This window comes from Enterococcus sp. DIV0170, from assembly GCF_051710765.1.
GTDB lineage: Bacteria > Bacillota > Bacilli > Lactobacillales > Enterococcaceae > Enterococcus_A > Enterococcus_A raffinosus.
In genome coordinates this window covers 2,222,177-2,240,050 of record NZ_JBIOLG010000001.1, presented here as the reverse complement: position 1 = coordinate 2,240,050, position 17,874 = coordinate 2,222,177, and the positions used below count along the sequence as shown (strand labels likewise).

The 17,874-nt window shown below is 41.5% G+C and carries 13 protein-coding genes and 1 tRNA gene; 8 read left to right on the top strand and 6 right to left on the bottom strand.

Annotated elements, in window-relative coordinates:
• Positions 1 to 52: 52 nt before the first annotated feature.
• Positions 53 to 1,567 (bottom strand): glucose-6-phosphate dehydrogenase, encoded by a 1,515-nt coding sequence (gene zwf / locus IGI50_RS10835; protein WP_010745929.1) that lies wholly within the window; start codon positions 1,565 to 1,567, stop codon positions 53 to 55.
• A 120-nt stretch (positions 1,568 to 1,687) separates the two neighbouring features.
• Complete coding sequence (locus IGI50_RS10830; RefSeq protein ID WP_028020306.1) at positions 1,688 to 2,335, bottom strand: metal-dependent transcriptional regulator; 648 nt, start codon at positions 2,333 to 2,335, stop codon at positions 1,688 to 1,690.
• Positions 2,336 to 2,544: 209 nt separating this feature from the next.
• Between IGI50_RS10830 and gltB the strand changes: the two genes are divergently transcribed.
• Positions 2,545 to 7,041, top strand: a complete 4,497-nt coding sequence (gene gltB / locus IGI50_RS10825) for a glutamate synthase large subunit (protein ID WP_438777588.1) — start codon at positions 2,545 to 2,547, stop codon at positions 7,039 to 7,041.
• Between the two features lies 1 nt (position 7,042).
• Positions 7,043 to 8,479, top strand: coding sequence for a glutamate synthase subunit beta (locus IGI50_RS10820; RefSeq protein WP_438776939.1), 1,437 nt, complete (start codon positions 7,043 to 7,045; stop codon positions 8,477 to 8,479).
• On the opposite strand, the gene IGI50_RS10815 is transcribed toward IGI50_RS10820, so the two are convergent.
• Positions 8,473 to 9,945, bottom strand: a complete 1,473-nt coding sequence (locus IGI50_RS10815) for an IS1182 family transposase (protein WP_438776938.1) — start codon at positions 9,943 to 9,945, stop codon at positions 8,473 to 8,475. The two genes, IGI50_RS10820 and IGI50_RS10815, sit on opposite strands and share 7 nt — an antisense overlap.
• A gap of 112 nt (positions 9,946 to 10,057) precedes the next feature.
• Positions 10,058 to 10,414, bottom strand: coding sequence for a DUF4828 domain-containing protein (locus IGI50_RS10810; protein ID WP_010745933.1), 357 nt, complete (start codon positions 10,412 to 10,414; stop codon positions 10,058 to 10,060).
• Between the two features lie 233 nt (positions 10,415 to 10,647).
• On the opposite strand from IGI50_RS10810, the gene sfsA reads away from it, so the two are divergent.
• From sfsA to IGI50_RS10790, 4 genes are all read left to right on the top strand, one after another.
• Positions 10,648 to 11,379, top strand: a complete 732-nt coding sequence (gene sfsA, locus IGI50_RS10805; RefSeq protein WP_311855638.1) for a DNA/RNA nuclease SfsA — start codon at positions 10,648 to 10,650, stop codon at positions 11,377 to 11,379.
• Between the two features lie 94 nt (positions 11,380 to 11,473).
• Positions 11,474 to 12,475, top strand: a complete 1,002-nt coding sequence (locus IGI50_RS10800; protein ID WP_010745935.1) for a Gfo/Idh/MocA family protein — start codon at positions 11,474 to 11,476, stop codon at positions 12,473 to 12,475.
• 8 nt (positions 12,476 to 12,483) lie between these two features.
• A complete protein-coding gene (locus IGI50_RS10795) occupies positions 12,484 to 13,662 on the top strand; it encodes a DEAD/DEAH box helicase (RefSeq protein WP_311855639.1) in 1,179 nt (392 codons plus the stop codon).
• A gap of 189 nt (positions 13,663 to 13,851) precedes the next feature.
• Positions 13,852 to 13,925 (top strand) — tRNA-Arg (locus tag IGI50_RS10790).
• Between the two features lie 47 nt (positions 13,926 to 13,972).
• Here the strand turns inward: IGI50_RS10790 and IGI50_RS10785 are convergent.
• Both IGI50_RS10785 and IGI50_RS10780 read right to left on the bottom strand, forming a co-directional pair.
• Complete coding sequence (locus IGI50_RS10785; protein WP_311855640.1) at positions 13,973 to 15,211, bottom strand: aminopeptidase; 1,239 nt, start codon at positions 15,209 to 15,211, stop codon at positions 13,973 to 13,975.
• Between the two features lie 112 nt (positions 15,212 to 15,323).
• Positions 15,324 to 15,767, bottom strand: a complete 444-nt coding sequence (locus IGI50_RS10780; RefSeq protein ID WP_028020300.1) for a flavodoxin — start codon at positions 15,765 to 15,767, stop codon at positions 15,324 to 15,326.
• A gap of 335 nt (positions 15,768 to 16,102) precedes the next feature.
• Here IGI50_RS10780 and map point away from each other — a divergent pair, with 335 nt between their 5' ends.
• Positions 16,103 to 16,867, top strand: a complete 765-nt coding sequence (gene map / locus IGI50_RS10775) for a type I methionyl aminopeptidase (RefSeq protein WP_311855641.1) — start codon at positions 16,103 to 16,105, stop codon at positions 16,865 to 16,867.
• Positions 16,868 to 16,882: 15 nt separating this feature from the next.
• Positions 16,883 to 17,806 carry a YihY/virulence factor BrkB family protein gene (locus IGI50_RS10770; protein WP_010745942.1) on the top strand — a complete coding sequence of 308 codons (924 nt, stop codon included), beginning with the start codon at positions 16,883 to 16,885 and terminating at the stop codon, positions 17,804 to 17,806.
• Positions 17,807 to 17,874: the final 68 nt, after the last annotated feature.

The window sequence follows — 17,874 nt, the reverse complement described above, 5'->3', positions numbered from 1 at the left end:
GTTTCTTGACGTAGAAAAAAGCTTACGGTTTTAGCCGTAAGCTTTTTTTGAATTATTCTAATTTTCCACGTTCACGATACCATTGATCCGGCTGCCACGCCCATTCGTGACCATTTTTAGCTAAGAGATCAAAGGCACATTGTGGTCCCATAGTTCCAGCAGCATAGTTTGGAAATCCTGGTGTAGTCTGATCCCAGGTAGTACGAATGCGATCAACAATCTCCCATGAGTTTGCTACTTCATCCCAGTGAGAGAAGTTAGTGCTGTCGCCGTTTAATGCATCTAATAGTAATTTTTCATAGGCTTCAGGACTATTTTCAGTGACCTCGGCACTCTGACGGAAATCCAATTTAACTGGTTCAGTATTGAAACCTTGTCCAATTTTCTTTCCATTTAAGGTTAAGGAGAAGCCTTCTGTTGGTTGGATATATATAGTTAAAATGTTTTGTGGTAATTCTTCTCCATCGACTTCTGCTTGTTCAAAATTAAAGACATTGACGGGAACCTGTTTAAAGACAATATTGATGCGGGTGCCTTTTTCTGTCATCCGTTTGCCAGTTCGAACATAAAAAGGAACACCTGACCAACGGAAATTATCAATTAAAAATTTACCAGCGACAAACGTTTCCATCAGAGAATCTTTTGAGACATTTGGTTCATCATGGTAGGCGACGAATTGTTTATCATCTAACGTACCCGCGTCATATTGGCCGCGCACAAAATTTTGTAACACTTCTTCTGAGTTGTAGCGACGAATGGCTTGCAAAACTTTTACTTTTTCCTCACGAATAGATTTGTTAGAGAAAGAAGTTGGGACTTCCATTGCTAGTAAAGCAACGACTTGCAGGATATGATTTTGAACCATATCTTTTAATGCACCGCTATGTTCATAGTAGCCACCGCGGTCTTCTACACCAAGGGCTTCAGAAAAGGTAATCTGTACATTTTCGATATATCGGTTATTCCAAAGGGATTCAAAGATATTATTCCCAAAACGAATCACGGAAATATTTTGAATCATTTCTTTTCCTAAGTAATGATCAATTCGGAAAATATCTTGTTCGGGGAAAACTTTTCGGATCTGATTATTCAGTTCATTCGCAGAATCGTAGTCAAAGCCGAACGGTTTCTCGATTACTAATCGGTTATACCCTGTGGTGGTTAAAATTTCTTGCGACTTCAAATGATTAACGATTGTTCCGAAAAATTGAGGTGCCATGGCTAAGTAATATAGACGGTTGCCCTGTAGACCATATTTTTCATCTAATTCATCCGCTAAATTCTTTAATTGATCATAATGTTCTGTATCATTCACATCATGTGAAAGGTAGAAAAAGTGATTGGAAAATTCTTGTGCCTCTTCATCAGTAAGGGCAATATCTTTGATCGTATCACGCACAATTTCGCGATAATGCTCATCGCTCCAAGGTCTTCTAGCCGTACCAATGACGGCGAAATGCTTTGCTAAATTTCCTTTTTTATATAAACGAAATAATGAAGGGTAAAGCTTTCTCTTTGCTAAATCACCTGTACCGCCGAAGATGGTGAATAATGCTGCTTGTTCCATATGATTCACTCCTAGTTCCTAATAATGTATTCATTTTTAGAGCATCTACCATCCAAAAGAGCAGAGCTTGTTTTTATCATTTGCGTTGTCAAAACTGCAAAGGGTGGACGGGGACTCATTCTATAATGAATCAACAAAAATTGTTGACGCTGCTTTGTAACTAATTGAAACCTCTTTTTGGTCATTTTGTAAAGTAATTGGTCCTTCATAGGCCGCAATCGTTGAAATTTCGTATTCTTCATGGATTTTTACGCCGAGATCCATCAAATAGTCAAGCAGCTCTTTTTCATCCAAAACACGGGCAATACGTATTTTCGTACCGACTGGATAATTTGTCAGTGTTTGGCGGTCTTCTTCGTGGACGGTTTGATCCTGCTGCGGAATCATCCCGCCATGAGGACAAAAGGTTGGATGGTTCAAGTAATTATCCAATTTCTGTTCCAATTGTGAGGAGGTCACATGCTCTAATACTTCTGCTTCATCATGGACTTCATTCCACGAATAGCCAAGGTGATCGACTAAAAAAACTTCCCATAATCGATGTTTACGAACTAAGGTACTGGCTTTTTCTAAACCAGCGGGTGTTAATTGAACACCTTGATAAGGAGAATGTTCAACTAAGCCTTCTTTAACTAGTTTATTAATCATCTCACTGACAGAAGCACCAGAAATGGACAAACCTGCAACGATTTTTTTATTGCTAACTTTTTCTTTGTCGCCACCTAATTCTAATATTAATTTTAAGTAATCTTCGCGATTCGGTGTCATTGATGTTCATCCTTTCGTAACGAAGCATATCAGATTAAGTTTACCAAATATTTTTTATTTTTTCCATTTGATTGGTCTTTTCTTTTTAAGTCTCAGAGCCGTAATAACACAGGTAATTAAAAAAAATTTCTAAGAACACTTGCCTATCTTTTTAAAAAAAGGTAGTATATTAAAAATAAATGAGAATTGTCAAACTATTTAAAGGATTGATGTCAATGACAAAGCAACAAGTAACAGCGGCCCCGACCATGTATGATCCCTCTTTTGAGAAGGATGCATGTGGTATGGGCTTTATTGCTCAGATGGAAGGTACAGCTTCACATCAATTAGTGAAGCATGCATTAACAATGTTAGAACGAATGAACCACCGCGGCGGAACTGGTGCAGAACCAGAAACTGGTGATGGGGCAGGAATATTAGCGACGATTCCAGATAAATTCTTTCAACGTGAAGCAAAAACGGCAGGCGTAAGTTTACCTGATCGTGGACAGTACGCAGTAGGTATGTTCTTTTTACCTGCAGAAGAAGAACATAAGAATGGCTTGCAGCAGGCGCTTGTAAAAGAAATTGAAGCTGCTGGTTATTTGGTCCTTTGGCAGCGAGACGTACCGTTCCAGTATGAAAATTGTGGCCCTGGTGCCCAAAAAGTGATGCCTAGCTTTGTGCAATTATTCATAAAACGACCGTTGGAAGTACAGACAGATCGAGATTTTGAGGATCGGCTGTACCGCTTGCGTCGTAAATTGGAGAAAACATATCACGCAGGAGAAATGGCGATTTGCAGCTTATCTAGTAAAACGATTGTTTATAAAGGAATGCTGCATGCTTATCAGGTTGGTATTTTTTATGATGATTTGCAGGATGAAGACTTTGCAGCGAGTATCGCAGTTGTACATTCTCGCTTTTCTACCAATACATTTCCAAGTTGGGACCGCGCTCAGCCATTCCGTTTCTTAGCTCATAATGGGGAAATCAATACCCTGCGTGGATCAGAAAACTGGATGAAGAGTCATGGCATCGAAGTATATAACGAAGAGGATTCTGACTCGGCCAAGCTAGAAAATTGTATGGAGTATTTGTATCGTAATGGACGTGATATTCCTCACGCTTTAATGATGATGGTACCAGAGGCTTGGTCGGAAGAAGCAGGGTTAGGCGAGGAAATGACCGCCTTCCAAGAATACAATGCCAGCTTTATGGCGCCTTGGGATGGACCGGCGGCTTTATGTTTCACGGATGGTGAAATGGTTGGTGCGACGTTGGACCGGAACGGGTTACGACCTTCTCGCTATTCTATAACAAAGGATGGCTTTGTTCAGGTAGCATCTGAATCAGGTGTCGTGGATTTTGCTCCTTCTAATGTGATTGAAAAAGGTGTGTTAGGACCTGCGAATATGATCCTAGTTGATACCATCAATGGGAAATTTTACCGCAATCAAGAGATCAAAGAAAAATATGCAAAGGCTCATACCTACAAAGAATGGTTAGCTGAAAATCGTATTGAGCTTTCTCAGCTTGCTGAAACAGAAGTTCAAGAAGCCGCCGTTACGGGCAAAGAATTGCAAAGAATGTGGAAGCTGAACGGCTATACAGATGAAATTATTCGCGGAGCCTTGCTGCAAATGGCAGAGAAGGGAGAAGAGCCGGTACTTTCTATGGGGTATGATTCTCCGTTAGCTGTTTTGAGTGACAAGCCGCAATCATTGTTTACGTACTTCAAGCAGCAGTTTGCTCAAGTGACGAATCCGCCGATTGACGCGATCCGTGAACAATTGGTTATCGGAACAGAGATGTTCTTAGGACGTGACGGCGATATTCGGGTAGACGATGCTCATAACTGTCAAAAACTAAAAATTAAGAGCCCAGTTCTCAGCAGCGCTGATTTTCTAAAAATCGCTCAGTTAAATACTAAAGAGCAAAAAGCCGTAACCATTTCAACACTGTATCCTATCGGGAATAGAAATGCTTTAGAAGATGGCTTAGAACAGATGTTTAAAGAGGCTGAATCCGCGATTGATAAGGGCGCTACGATCTTGATTTTAAGTGATCGTGGGGCTGTTCAGGAAAAAATGGCGATGCCTATTTTATTAGCTGTATCAGGGTTGCATAATCATTTGGTCCGTAAAGGAAAAGCATCGTTGGCAAGTTTGGTTGTTGACTCTGCGGAAGTTTGCGAGGTTCATCATTTTGCCACTTTAATTGGATATGGTGCTAGCGGTATCCATCCTTATGGTGCGTATGCGACGTTAAATGACTTTGACATTGAAAATGGCTTGGAAAATTACCGTAAAGCCGCTGAAAAAGGGATCGTAAAGGTGATGTCCCGCATGGGTATTTCGACCATTGCCGGTTACCACGGTGCACAGCTGTTTGAAGTTGTGGGGATCAGTCAGCCAGTAACAGATAAATACTTTACTGGGACTGCCAGCCGTATCGGCGGATTGTCGCTTTATCAAATTGAAGAAGAGTATTTGCAGCGTCATTCTCTAGCCTATGGTCCACAACAAAATGATTTGTTGGCTTCAGGAGGAAGCTTCCAATACAAGGCGGATGGCGAACATCATTTATTCAATCCGAAGACAATTTATAATTTCCAACAAGCCGTTCGAGCAGGGGATTATCAATTATTCAAACATTATGTTGAACAAATGAATCAGGAGGCCTTAGACGAACCGACAAATTTACGAGCGCTTTGGGAATTTAAAAAGGACCGTCCAGCAGTGAAACTTTCTGAAGTGGAGCCTGCTAGTAAAATCGTGAAACGCTTTAAAGTAGGGGCTATGTCATATGGTTCATTAAGTGAGGAAGCTCACCAATGTATCGCTGAAGCCATGAACAGTATTGGCGCGAAATCCAACAGCGGTGAAGGTGGAGAAAATCGTAAACGATTCAAACCGCAAGCAGATGGCAAGAACTTCAACAGTAAAATCAAGCAGGTCGCTTCAGGTCGTTTCGGTGTAAATGCGGAATATCTGATGAGTGCTGAAGAATTGCAGATCAAAATGGCGCAGGGAGCAAAACCTGGAGAAGGTGGGCAATTACCTGGCAATAAAGTTTTCCCTTGGGTGGCAGAAATTCGCGGATCTACACCAGGTGTGCGATTGATTTCGCCTCCGCCGCATCATGATATCTATTCGATTGAAGATTTGGCTCAGCTGATCTATGACCTGAAGGCAATCAATCCGTATGCGAAAATTAATGTCAAGCTGGTTTCAAGCACAGGGGTGGGGACCATTGCGACAGGGGTGGTTAAAGCTGGAGCAGATGTTGTCGTAATCTCTGGCTATGATGGCGGAACAGGCGCTTCACCGCGTAATTCGATACGTGATGCAGGACTTCCTTGGGAAATGGGTGTTGCTGAGGCGCACCAAACATTAGCTATGAACAATTTACGTCAGCGGATGACCCTAGAAACTGATGGCAAATTAATGACGGGCCGCGATGTAGCGATGGCGATCTTATTAGGAGCTGAGGAATACAGCTTTGCTTCGTTAGCTTTAGTGGCGATCGGTTGTGTAATGATGCGGGTTTGCAGCTTGAACACCTGTCCAGTGGGGGTAGCGACACAAAATCCGGCATTGCGAAAATTCTTTGTTGGCAAACCGGAACACTTAGTGAATATGATGTATTTCATCGCAGAGGATTTACGCGAAATTATGGCGGAATTAGGCTTCAGAAGTATCGACGAGATGATCGGACACACAGAAGTTTTAGCGCCGCGCTTTATTGCGAAGGGCAAGGCAAAATCGTTAGACTTCTCAAGAATTCTATCAACAAGCGTTGGTATTGAACGGAAAACAGAAGATCCATTCAAAGAAAAACGTGAATGGCCTGAATTGGATCATTTTGCTGAAGGTGCCATCAAAAATGGTGAGCAAGTAGCTATGACCTATCCAATCAATAATGTCAATCGAACAGTCGGTGCACGAATGGGCGGCTGGATCGCTGAGCGATTTGGAAACTACCAGCTGATGCCTGGTCAGATCAAATACACTTATACTGGCATTGCGGGTCAAAGCTTCGGCTCGTTCATCACCCAAGGCATGGAATTAAAACTCATCGGTGAAGGAAATGACTACGTGGCGAAAGGTCTTAGCGGCGGCCGTGTAATTATCGTACCGCCAAAGGATGCGGCTTACGATGTTGAAAATTCACCAATCGTCGGAAATGTGGTCTGCTTCGGCGCAAATCGCGGAGAAGGATACTTCCGAGGGAAAGCAGGCGAACGTTTCTGTGTCCGTAATAGCGGGGCAAATGTGGTCGTCGAAGGCGTCGGTGATCATGGCTGTGAGTATATGACTGGCGGAGTTGCGGTCATCTTAGGGCCAACTGGTCGAAACTTTGCTGCGGGAATGTCTGGCGGGGTGGCCTATGTTTATGATCCGACAGGGACTTTTGCCGATAAATGTAACTTAGAGATGGTGGATCTTTTCAAATTAGGTGAAGCTGGCGATGATGCGGTCTTGAAGGAAATGATTGAGAAGCATCTTGCCTATACTGATTCATTAAAAGCAGCTGAATTATTGAATGATTGGGAAAATGCTCAAAAACATTTTGTCAAAGTGTACCCAAGAGAATACCACGAAATGGTTCGAGTAACAGAGGAATTAGCGAAAACAGGTCTAAAAGGTGACGAGTTAATTGAGAAAGCCTTCATCGAAGTGATCGGCGAACAAACGGTACCGGCTGGAAAGGAGCGTGGCTAGGATGGCAGATCCATTTGGATTTTTAAAATACCCCCGAAAGGACAATCCTTATCGTCCAGTCGAAGAACGAATTCAAGATTGGGAGGAATTACAAACACCCCTCAGTGTAGAGGAACGGAAAGAACAAGCGGCTCGTTGTATGAATTGCGGGATTCCATTTTGTCATACAGGAATTTTTTATGGCGGCAAACGTGCAGTATCAGGTTGTCCTAACGATAACCTGATTCCTGAATGGAATGATTTTGTTTTTCGTGGCGATTTTAAGAACGCCTTTGATCGATTGGCAAAGACTAACCCTCTACCAGAAATGACAGGTCGAGTATGTCCTGCGCCATGTGAAAAATCTTGTACAGAAGGATTGAACGGTTCTGGCGTGACGATCCATGATAATGAACGCTTCATTATCGATCATGCCTTTGAAAATGATTGGGTCAAAGCAGATGGGCTGCCGAATGAACGGACAGATTTTAAAGTAGCGATCATTGGCTCTGGTCCGGCTGGACTTTCAGCCGCGTGGCGCTTAAATCAGCTGGGCCATCAAGTAACGGTTTATGAACGTAGTGACCGTGCTGGCGGCTTGTTGATGTATGGGATTCCCAATATGAAGTTGGATAAAGAAATCGTTCAGCGTCGAATTGATGTAATGAAGGAAGTCGGAATCACCTTTGTTTTAAATACCGAGGTTGGAACAGATATTAGTGCCACTGACTTGCAAAAAGATTATGATCGTGTCATTATTGCCAGCGGTGCCGGCGTGCCTCGAGACTTAAAGATCAAAGGACGTGAACTGCAGGGGATTCAGTTTGCGGTAGATTATTTAACGGAATGCACGAAAACTGTTTTACAGCAAGGAAAGAAAGTAACGGATCAGAAGTTAGCAGGCAAGCATGTGATCGTTATTGGCGGTGGAGACACAGGAAATGACTGTATCGGATCAGCAATTCGTCAAGGTGCTGCTTCTGTCAAACAACTGGAAATCACGCCTCAGCTACCTTCAAACCGAACACCTGATAATCCTTGGCCAGAATATTCTATGATCAATCGCCAAGGGTATGGCCAAGAAGAGGGAGCGTTGAAAAATGATGCGCTAACGACTTATAGTACCTCCACAACGTCCTTTATCGGTGCGGAACGAGGACAGGTAATTGCGATTGAAACGACTCAGGTCGATGCACGCTTCCAGCCAATCAAGGGTACGGAGAAAACCCTGAAGGCAGATTTAGTATTGCTGGCGATGGGCTTTACAGGTGCAGAGAAAAATCTATTGGACGCCTTCGATGTTCATGAGATTTATGAAGACTATACAACAAATAATGAAAAAGTATATGTGGCAGGCGATGCTAGAAGGGGCCCTAGTCTTGTGATCTGGGGAATTCGTGAAGGACGTAAAGCTGCAGAAAACGTGGATCAGATCTTACGGTCTTTGATTCATCAATAAAAAAAGATGCCAATTGGCATCCAGACTGTAGACAAAAGACGACCCAAACTCGTAATGCGAGTTTCGGTCGTCTTTTTATACATTTCCTTTCGAAATTCAGAGCAAAAAAATAAAGGCTCTTTGCCTTTCCATAGCCACGTGGCCAGTTTCTTCAAATTCATTGCAGCAAACACTAGCATCGTATGCGTCGCGACTTTTTCCAAGCCTCGATACTTGGTCCAACGCATCCCATGCTTCTCTTTTGCATCTGCAAATATTCGCTCGATCGTTTCTTTTCTCTTTTTGTAAATCTCTTTATTCAAATCTGTCAGGCGAAGCTGCTCAATTTCGTCCATCAAATCCGCCCAAACATGCCGTGTGATCACTTTTTGATGATTTTTATTTTTCGTGCAGCTTTTTAGCAACGGGCAACTTATGCATTTTTTCGGATTTGATTTGTATTCTCGATATCCCTCTCGGGTGACTGTAGAAAATTTTAACATTTGATCGTTAGGACAAAGATAGCAATCGTGACACTCATCATAGACAAATTCCTTTTTTGGTAACAACCCTTTCTTTCCTCTCGGGCGTGAGTAGGGTAAAATTGGCCGAAGTTTCCAGTGCGTCAAAAAGTGAACAAACTTCGGGGTCTTATAGCCAGCATCCGCAACCACTCGTTTGATTTCTGGAAAAAGTCTCTTCGATTGTTTGACGAGTTGAAATGCGACTTGGCTGTCATGGATATTTCCGGGAGTCACAATCGTGCTAAGAACAAATCCGTTATCATCGCAGGATGTATGGGCAGAATAAGCAAACTGTTTTTCTCGTTCGCCTTTGACGTAGTAGCCACTTTCTGGATCGGCCTTACTTATTTTTCTTTCTTTCAGCTCCACTTCCTTTTCTAAGTCCAAAGTAAAAGGGCGTTTTCCTGCTTCGATTCGTTGACGATTGATTTCATCTTCTAATTCATCTTGATAGGCTTTCGCTTCGTCATGAGTCATTTCCTTCGTGAACTTATGTTTATTGGCATTGGCTTTGATGTGCGTCGAATCAAGGTATAAGTTATCTTCTGTCACAAAGCCTGCTTTGACTGCTTGTCCCAAAATATAAGCAAAAATGTCTTCAAACAACGTGGTTTCTCGAAACCGCCGGACATAATTTTTACCAAAAGTGGAAAAATGCGGGATGTCTTCTTCGAAGGAAAATCCTAAAAACCAACGATAAGCGACATTGGTATCGACTTCCTTAATTGTTTGTCGCATGGAGCGAATCCCAAAGAGGTATTGGATAAACACTAATTTGATAAGAATAACGGGGTCAATGCTTGGTCGTCCTAAAGTTGAATAAGTCTCTTCAACAATTGGATAAATGAACTCAAAATCAATCGCCGCATCAATCTTTCGAACAAGGTGATCATGAGGAACCAGATCGTCAATCGTGACCATCGCGAATTGGTTTCTACCATTCGTATTGTTTTTGGACATCATAAACTATCCCTCCTGTATTCGGTTTCATAAATCCATTATAAAAGAAAAGACTGTAGACAGCACCCATAAAATGGACTTTGTCTACAGTCTGAGATGCCAATTGGCATCTTTTTTATTTTTTTACAGGGACGATAGGAAAGGACACGTCATCTAATTCATCATAGAGAGTGTCTGGCGTACCATTTTTTGTTTTAATCAATAAATGATAGCCATATTGATCTTGAATCGCTAATTTTTGTTCACTCAATTCAATCAGTTGGTAGATGATGGCTGTGCCATCTAAAATAATCGATAAGTCAGGGTAAATCGTTATGGTATGATGTTTGTGTTCTTTTGGATGAGTGAACTCCCAAGAACCGACATACCTGCTATTAAGGTCCTTCGCTTCACGTTTGCGGACAAATTTTGAACTCACTGCAGCTACACCGAGAGATGTCGCACTGAGGAAGACGGGCCATTTCAATCTCATCAAAAAACTCCTTTCTCAACCTTACGAATACCAATAAAAAATTGCTGAATAATTTTTAAGCCAGAATCCTGATTTGAGATCGTTCTAGCTAATCGCTAGTTCTCTGAAAACACTTGAAAAAGTTGTACGAGAATACTTTCACACGGGCTTTGTTATACTATATAATAAAGTCTGTCATCTTACCATCAGCCTTAAGGACTATTTAACTTTTTTTAGAAGGATTTTGATAAAAAATGAAGTATTCTGCCATTCACTTAGCTATTTTTATTGAAAGGAGCAATCGGTTTATTGCTCGCTGCCGCCTAATTGATTCAGGCGAAGAAATTGTCACCCACGTAAAAAATACTGGGCGTAGTAAAGAACTACTTGTTCCGAACGCTCTAGTAGCGGTGAACCATCAGCCGTCAGAGAAACGGAAAACGGCTTATGATTTGATCGCAGTCAAAAAGGGAGAGATGTGGATCAATATTGACTCACAAATCCCTAATGCTTTGGCAGCTGAGGGAGTTTTATCTGGAAAGATTACGTTGCCTGGATTAAAGGGGACAATTAATTATTTAAAACGGGAGTATACGTTTGAACGGTCAAAATTTGATATTTATTTTGAGACGGATCTTCAGGAAAAAGGCTTTGTCGAGGTAAAGGGATTGACCCTTGAAAATTATGGGATCGGTGCGTTTCCTGATGCGCCAACATTACGAGGTCTGAAGCACGTAGAAGAGCTGCGTCTGGCGCAAGCCATGGGGTATCATTGCTATCTATTATTCATTGTCCAGTTTCCGAACATCCAAGCGGCGACAATTCATCGTGTGATGCAGCCGAAGCTTTATGAGGCGGTAGAAATGGCTGAAGGAGACGGAGTTCAAGTTTTAGCGTATAATTGTGACGTGGATCAAGAAACGATTTCAATCAAGCAGACGGTTCCATTTGATTTAGAGCAAGCATTTATTGACCCTAATTCGTGAGTACGCAGGGGTTAATAAGTTATCAAAAGTAAAATGTATACGTATTTTTCAAAGCAAGAAAATTGAAAGACTCAAAAATAGGGAGGAAACAAGCATGATTAATTTAGGGATTATTGGAACGAATTGGATCACGGATCAATTTGTTCAAGCTGCGCATGAGACAGGACAGTATCAATTGGCGGCTGTTTATTCACGCCGACTTGAAACGGCGCAAAAATTTGGTGAAAAATATGGCGACGTAGAGTATGCCACAGATCTTAAGACATTCTTTGACATTGAACATTTGAACACTGTGTATATTGCCTCACCAAACAGTCTGCATTTTGAACAGGCAAAGCAAGGCATCCTTGCAGGAAAAAATGTGATCGTTGAAAAACCAGCCTTCTCAACACCGCAAGAGATGGATGAAATTATCGAGTTAGCAAATCAAAAAAGAGTCTTTTTCTTTGAAGCGGCTCGTAATATCCATGAGCAATCCTTTAAAACAGTGGCAGACTTTCTTCCTTACAAAGATCGTATTATCGGTGCGGACTTTAGTTTTATGAAGTATTCTTCTCGCTACGATCAAGTGTTGGATGGACAAGAACCGAATATCTTTTCACCACACTTTTCTGGAGGCGCGTTAGCTGATTTAGGCGTTTATCCGATTTATGCGGCACTGGCTTGGTTCGGAATGCCTAAGGAAAGTATTTATTTTGGACAAAAGCTTTCGACAGGCGTTGACGGAATGGGCACCGGTATTTTACGGTATGAGAACTTTGATGTGACGATTCGAACAGGCAAAATTGGAGACAGCTTCCAACAGTCAGAAATCTATTTAACAAATGGAACGTTAGTTATGAATGCGGTGAATTCGATTAGCGAAGCTGTTTTTCATGATCGTGATCATCAGCGAAGAGAAAAACTGAACGTTCACCAATTAGAAAATCCGATGGTTGAAGAAGCTAATGTGTTTGCGCAGGTCATTCTAAACCCTACTGACCGCAAACTTGGGACGGATTATGAAGAATGGGTGGAATTAGCTCGAAATGTGAACCAAGTAATCTATGATATGCGAAAAAGTGCAGGCATTGTTTTTGATGCTGATAAGAAATAGAGGGAATTATGGATAATCAAGAGTTTGTACCATTTTTAAAGAAAAACTGGGATGAAGCAGGCTTTAAAAAAACTGCTTTGATCCAAGAAAAAGTCTTTGCTCCTATTAGCGAGGGAGAAAATCTTGTTGGAATTGCACCGACTGGAAGCGGGAAGACCCTCGCGTATTTATTACCGTTACTTAATCGATTGGAAGCAGGAAAGGCTAGCCAAGTTTTAGTTCTGACTTCTTCCCAAGAGTTAGCTATGCAGGTAGTTGAGGTTGCACGCAAGTGGTTGGCAGGTTCTGGGATGAAAGTACAGGCTTTGATTGGCGGAGCAAACGTAAAACGTCAACAGGAAGCCCTAAAGAAAAAACCAGAATTATTGATTGGTACACCTGGACGTGTATTGGAATTAATTACAGCAAAAAAAATTAAGGCAGCTCACATTCAAACCTTGGTCTTCGATGAAGTGGATCAGCTGATTCAAGGACAGAGCCTTCAGCTCATTCAAAAAATTTTGAAAGCAAGTGATAATGAAGCACAGCATTTGTATTTTTCTGCCACAGCCGATGCTGTATTAGAAGAGCTGAATCAATTTGAGTCGGAGTTACTTGTTGTGGATGTTTCAAAAGAGGATAAGAGTCAAGGGGCTGTACAGCATTTCTATTTAGAAACTAGTGATCGAAAGAAAGTCGATCAATTACGACGTTTACTAAATCTGCCAGCCTTTTGGGGGATGATTTTCTTCAATCAATTGAATGACATGGGAAGTGCCGAAGAGAAATTATTGTATCATGAGTTACCTGTCGCAAGTTTGGCATCTGACCAATCAAAGCTATCTCGTAAAAATGCGATTGAACAATTCAAAAAACATCAGGCACTAGGTCTGTTGACGACAGATTTGGCAAGTCGCGGCTTAGATATTGAAGCACTGCCATTTGTAATCAATGCGGATGTTCCTTTAAGTGAAGAAAGCTATCTGCATCGTGCTGGACGCGTTGGTCGAATGGGGAATAGCGGTGTTGTAATTTCTCTGGTGACACCACAAGAAAAATCTGATTTAACAAAAATCGCGAAGAAGCTAGAAGTGAAGCTTGCACCAATCTATTTATTTGGAGGGGAGCTTTTAACGGAAGAACCCACACGACAGAGTGAACCCAAAAAGAAAAAAAGCAAAAACAAAAAAGGGAAAAGACGAAAATAAGTCTTTTTCCTTTTTTTATTTTTTTAGGAGTATCGTTCATATGCGCTTTTTTGAATTCTTATTTGAGAAAAATTCATCTATTAGTAATTGGCGACTTGCAATTTTTTTCCTTTTTTTAGCTTAGCTTCCTTAAATTTAAGTTAGCCACCTTGATAAAATAAGTTAAAATCGCTACAATAGGATAGGCATGTTCTCGTAGCTCAGTAGGATAGAGCGATCGCCTCCTAAGCGATAGGTCGCTGGTTCGATTCCAGTCGAGAACGTAGTAAAAATCCACTTAGAAAATTATTTCTAAGTGGATTTTTTGTAATTAGGCCCAATCACCATTTCTAAAAATTGGAACTTTTGATCCGTCTTTACGAATACCGTCGATGTTCATTTCAGCGGAACCCACCATAAAGTCAACATGGGTTTGGCTGCTGTTTAGACCGGCCTCGGCAAGTTGCGTTTTATTCATTTCAGTACCACCCTCAACACTGAAAGGGTAAGCAGCACCAAGAGCTAAATGATTCGAAGCATTTTCATCAAAAAGCGTATTGAAGAACGTGATTCCTGATTGAGAGATTGGTGAAGGATCAGGGACCAAGGCAACTTCACCTAAATGTTTCGCCCCTTCATCAATGTCTAGTAAGGAGGCTAAAACATCTGTACCATCTTTAGCAGAAAATTCCACAACCTTACCATCTTTAAATGTAAACTTCATTTCATTTAGTGTTGTTCCGGCGTAACTTAACGGTTTAGTGCTGGTAATAAAGCCGTCAACACGATTACGGTCAGGTGCGGTGAATACTTCTTCAGTTGGCATATTCGCCATAAACTCATTGCCGTCCGCAGCAAAACTGCCGGCGCCTTCCCAAACGTGGTTCTCAGGCAGACCTATAACAATATCAGTCCCTGGAGCGGTGTAATGAAGAGCATAGAACTGTTCTTTATTTAAACGTTCTGCTTGTTTTCGCATCGTTGCGTCATGCTCTTCCCAAGCCTTGACCGGATCGTCTGTATAGATGCGAGTTGTTTTGAAAATTTCTTCCCAAAGTCTATCAACTTGTTCTGCACTTGAAGCAAGTTCAGGGAATACTTTTTCTGCCCAAGCTGGACTTGAAGCCGCTACGACAGTCCAACGTAATTTATTGGATTGAGTTGCCTCCATTACAGCCTGCAGTGCTTTTCCTCTTGCTGCTTGATAGGCTGCGACACGGGTGGTATCAACCCCTAATAAAGCATCTGGATTTTGAGAAACAATACTGATACGAGTCACGCGCTTTTCGGCAAAAGTGTTGGCCTCATCAACCTTGTAGGGTGGGACTTCATTGATACGATCCTCTGCTGCATGACTTAAAAATTCTCGCTGAACCTCGTCATCATTCCATTGGACGATGACTTCTGCAGCGCCTAATTGATAGGCCTCTTTCGTCACTAGACGGGCCAATGGTGCTTGTTCTACGCTGGCATAGACAACCACGGTATCATCCTTTTGTATGTTAACACCAACTTTTGTAATCAAATGTGCGTATTTATTTAAAAGCGTCTCAAAATTAGGTAAAACCATTTGAATCCCTCCATTTCGTTAGTTCCATCTTAGCATTTCTTAGATTTTCGTAAAAGAAAATGTGTTCAAAAAAAGATGCACCAGACATTACTGGCACATCTTGTTCGATTAATTAGGAAGCAGCTTCAACGATTTTTTTTGCAAAAGCTTCCAAGTTTTCAATGTCTTCCTCTTCAGCAGCCATCTCAACTTTCACGCTGTCCGCACCACGAGTTGCCCCGGTTTTTGCGAAGGCAGCATCAAAATCATCAACGGATTTGCAGTATTGATCATAGAAAGTATCCCCAGAGCCGCAAACACCAAAGATTTTTCCGCTTAGATCTAATTCTTGTAGTTCTTCATAAAAGTCTACGATTTCATCAGGCAGATCCCCTTCACCGTAGGTATATGTGGCAACGACACAAATATCCGCATCTTCAAAATCCTCTGCGTCGACTTGTGTGCATTCATCGATTTCAACGTCAAGATCTAGATTTTCGAAGGCTTCTGCGACGATGTCGGCGATTTCTTCGGTATTTCCAGTCATGCTGGCATATACGATTTTTGCTAATGTCAAAAAAATTTCCTCCTTATTTTTGAATGTCGTAGCTCATACGACCTTTGCGTTCAAGTATTCATCTTTTGAAAAAATTACTTAATGAACGGCAAAAAGTCGAATGGACATCCTTAGCTTTAAGCTAAATTTATGGTCATTATATCAAAATAAAAATCAAAAGGAAATCACTCCTCTCTAACCATTTGTTCGCTTTATAGGGTTATGTTAAAATGGACAAGATGAAAAAGGATGTTCGTCCAGCTTTTCACAGACTATGCTTGATGAACGATAAAAAATATTTTCACCAAGAAAACTAGAGATAAAAAGTAAACGATAAGATATAAGGAGACGAGAACATGATTACATTGAAATCACCCCGCGAAATAGAAATGATGAACGAATCAGGCGAACTGCTGGCTGATGTCCATCGTCATCTACGGGATTTTATAAAACCTGGAATTACTAGTATGGATATTGAAAATTTTGTTAGAAACTTTATTGAAAGTCACGGTGGTGTAGCGGCACAAATTGGTTTTGAGGGGTATGAATATGCGACCTGCTGCAGCATCAATGATGAAATTTGTCATGGTTTTCCAAGAAAGAAACCATTGAAAAATGGCGATCTGATCAAAGTTGATATGTGCGTGGAATACAAAGGTGCGATGTCTGATTCTTGCTGGTCTTATGCAGTCGGAGACGTTTCGCCTGAAATTCAACGACTAATGGATGTAACAAAAAAAGCGATGTACTTAGGGATTGAACAAGCACAAATTGGAAATCGTATCGGGGATATTGGTCATGTGATTCAAACCTACGCTGAAGGGGAAGGCTTCTCAGTTGTGCGTGATTTTGTTGGGCATGGCATTGGGCCAACCATTCATGAAGAGCCCGCGATCCCTCATTATGGAGTTGCCGGAAAAGGCCTTCGTCTAAAAGAAGGCATGGTTATTACCATCGAACCGATGATTAATACAGGTGTATGGCAAATGAAGATGGATCCAAACGGCTGGACGGCTTACACACGCGATGGCGGCTGGTGTGCACAGTATGAGCACACATTGGCGATCACGAAAGAAGGGCCACAAATTTTGACTTCACAAGGTGAAGAAGGAACATATTAGAACGACGAGGACTTTATGGGACCAATAGATAAAATTAAAAAAAATAAAAAACTAATGGATTTTATCCAATCGATCCAAAAACATGTAGCAGAAACAGAAATAGGCGACCGCTCTGTGGTAGTCGCCTATTATTTGTTGCTGTCCTTTTTTCCAATATTGATCATTGTGGGAAACTTGCTGCCATATTTTAATATTACACCAGAAACAGTCTTGCCTTATTTGAGCGAGGCGATTCCCCCAAATGTTTTTAGCTTTCTAAAGCCGGCGATTACGGGTCTGCTGGAGAACACTTCCGGCGGAATGCTGTCGATCTCAGTTTTAGCAGCATTGTGGTCCTCCAGTCGAGGAATCAATGCGCTTCAAACAGCTTTAAATCGTGCTTATGGTGTTGAAGACCGCGGAAACTTCGTGATCAGTCGAATTGTATCGGTAGGAATCGTCGGGGTTTTGATGATGGCAATCATCGCCGTCGCGCTGTTTTTCAGTGCTGGACAGGTCATTCTAGATGCGTTACAGCAATTATTACGTTTTTCTCCAGATATTATTGATACATTTCTAGCTTTACGCTGGCCAGTGACCTTGATTGGGCTGTTAGTTATTTTAGGCGGACTTTATATCGTTATTCCGAATGCTCATGTACGAGTCAAGTATGCACTTCCTGGAACTATTTTTGCGACAGTTGGTTGGATTGTTTTAGCACAAGGTTTCAGCATTTATGCGCAAACCTTCGCTCAGCGCGTTTCTGGTTATCAAATCATTGGAAGTTTCATTGTATTAATGTTCTGGCTGAATTTTGCCGCGACGATCATTATTTTGGGCGGCGTGTTAAATGTGGCGATTGAAGAATACCATACGGGTCAGGAAGTTACCGAAGGATCAAATCGGGTCAACAAATGGTTTAACAAATTAAAAGATCGTTTCATTAAAAAGAAAAAATAATCTCAAGATTTTTGAAAGATTCTAGGAGAACCTTGTAAAGAGCAAGGAATCTTATATAATATTTTTAG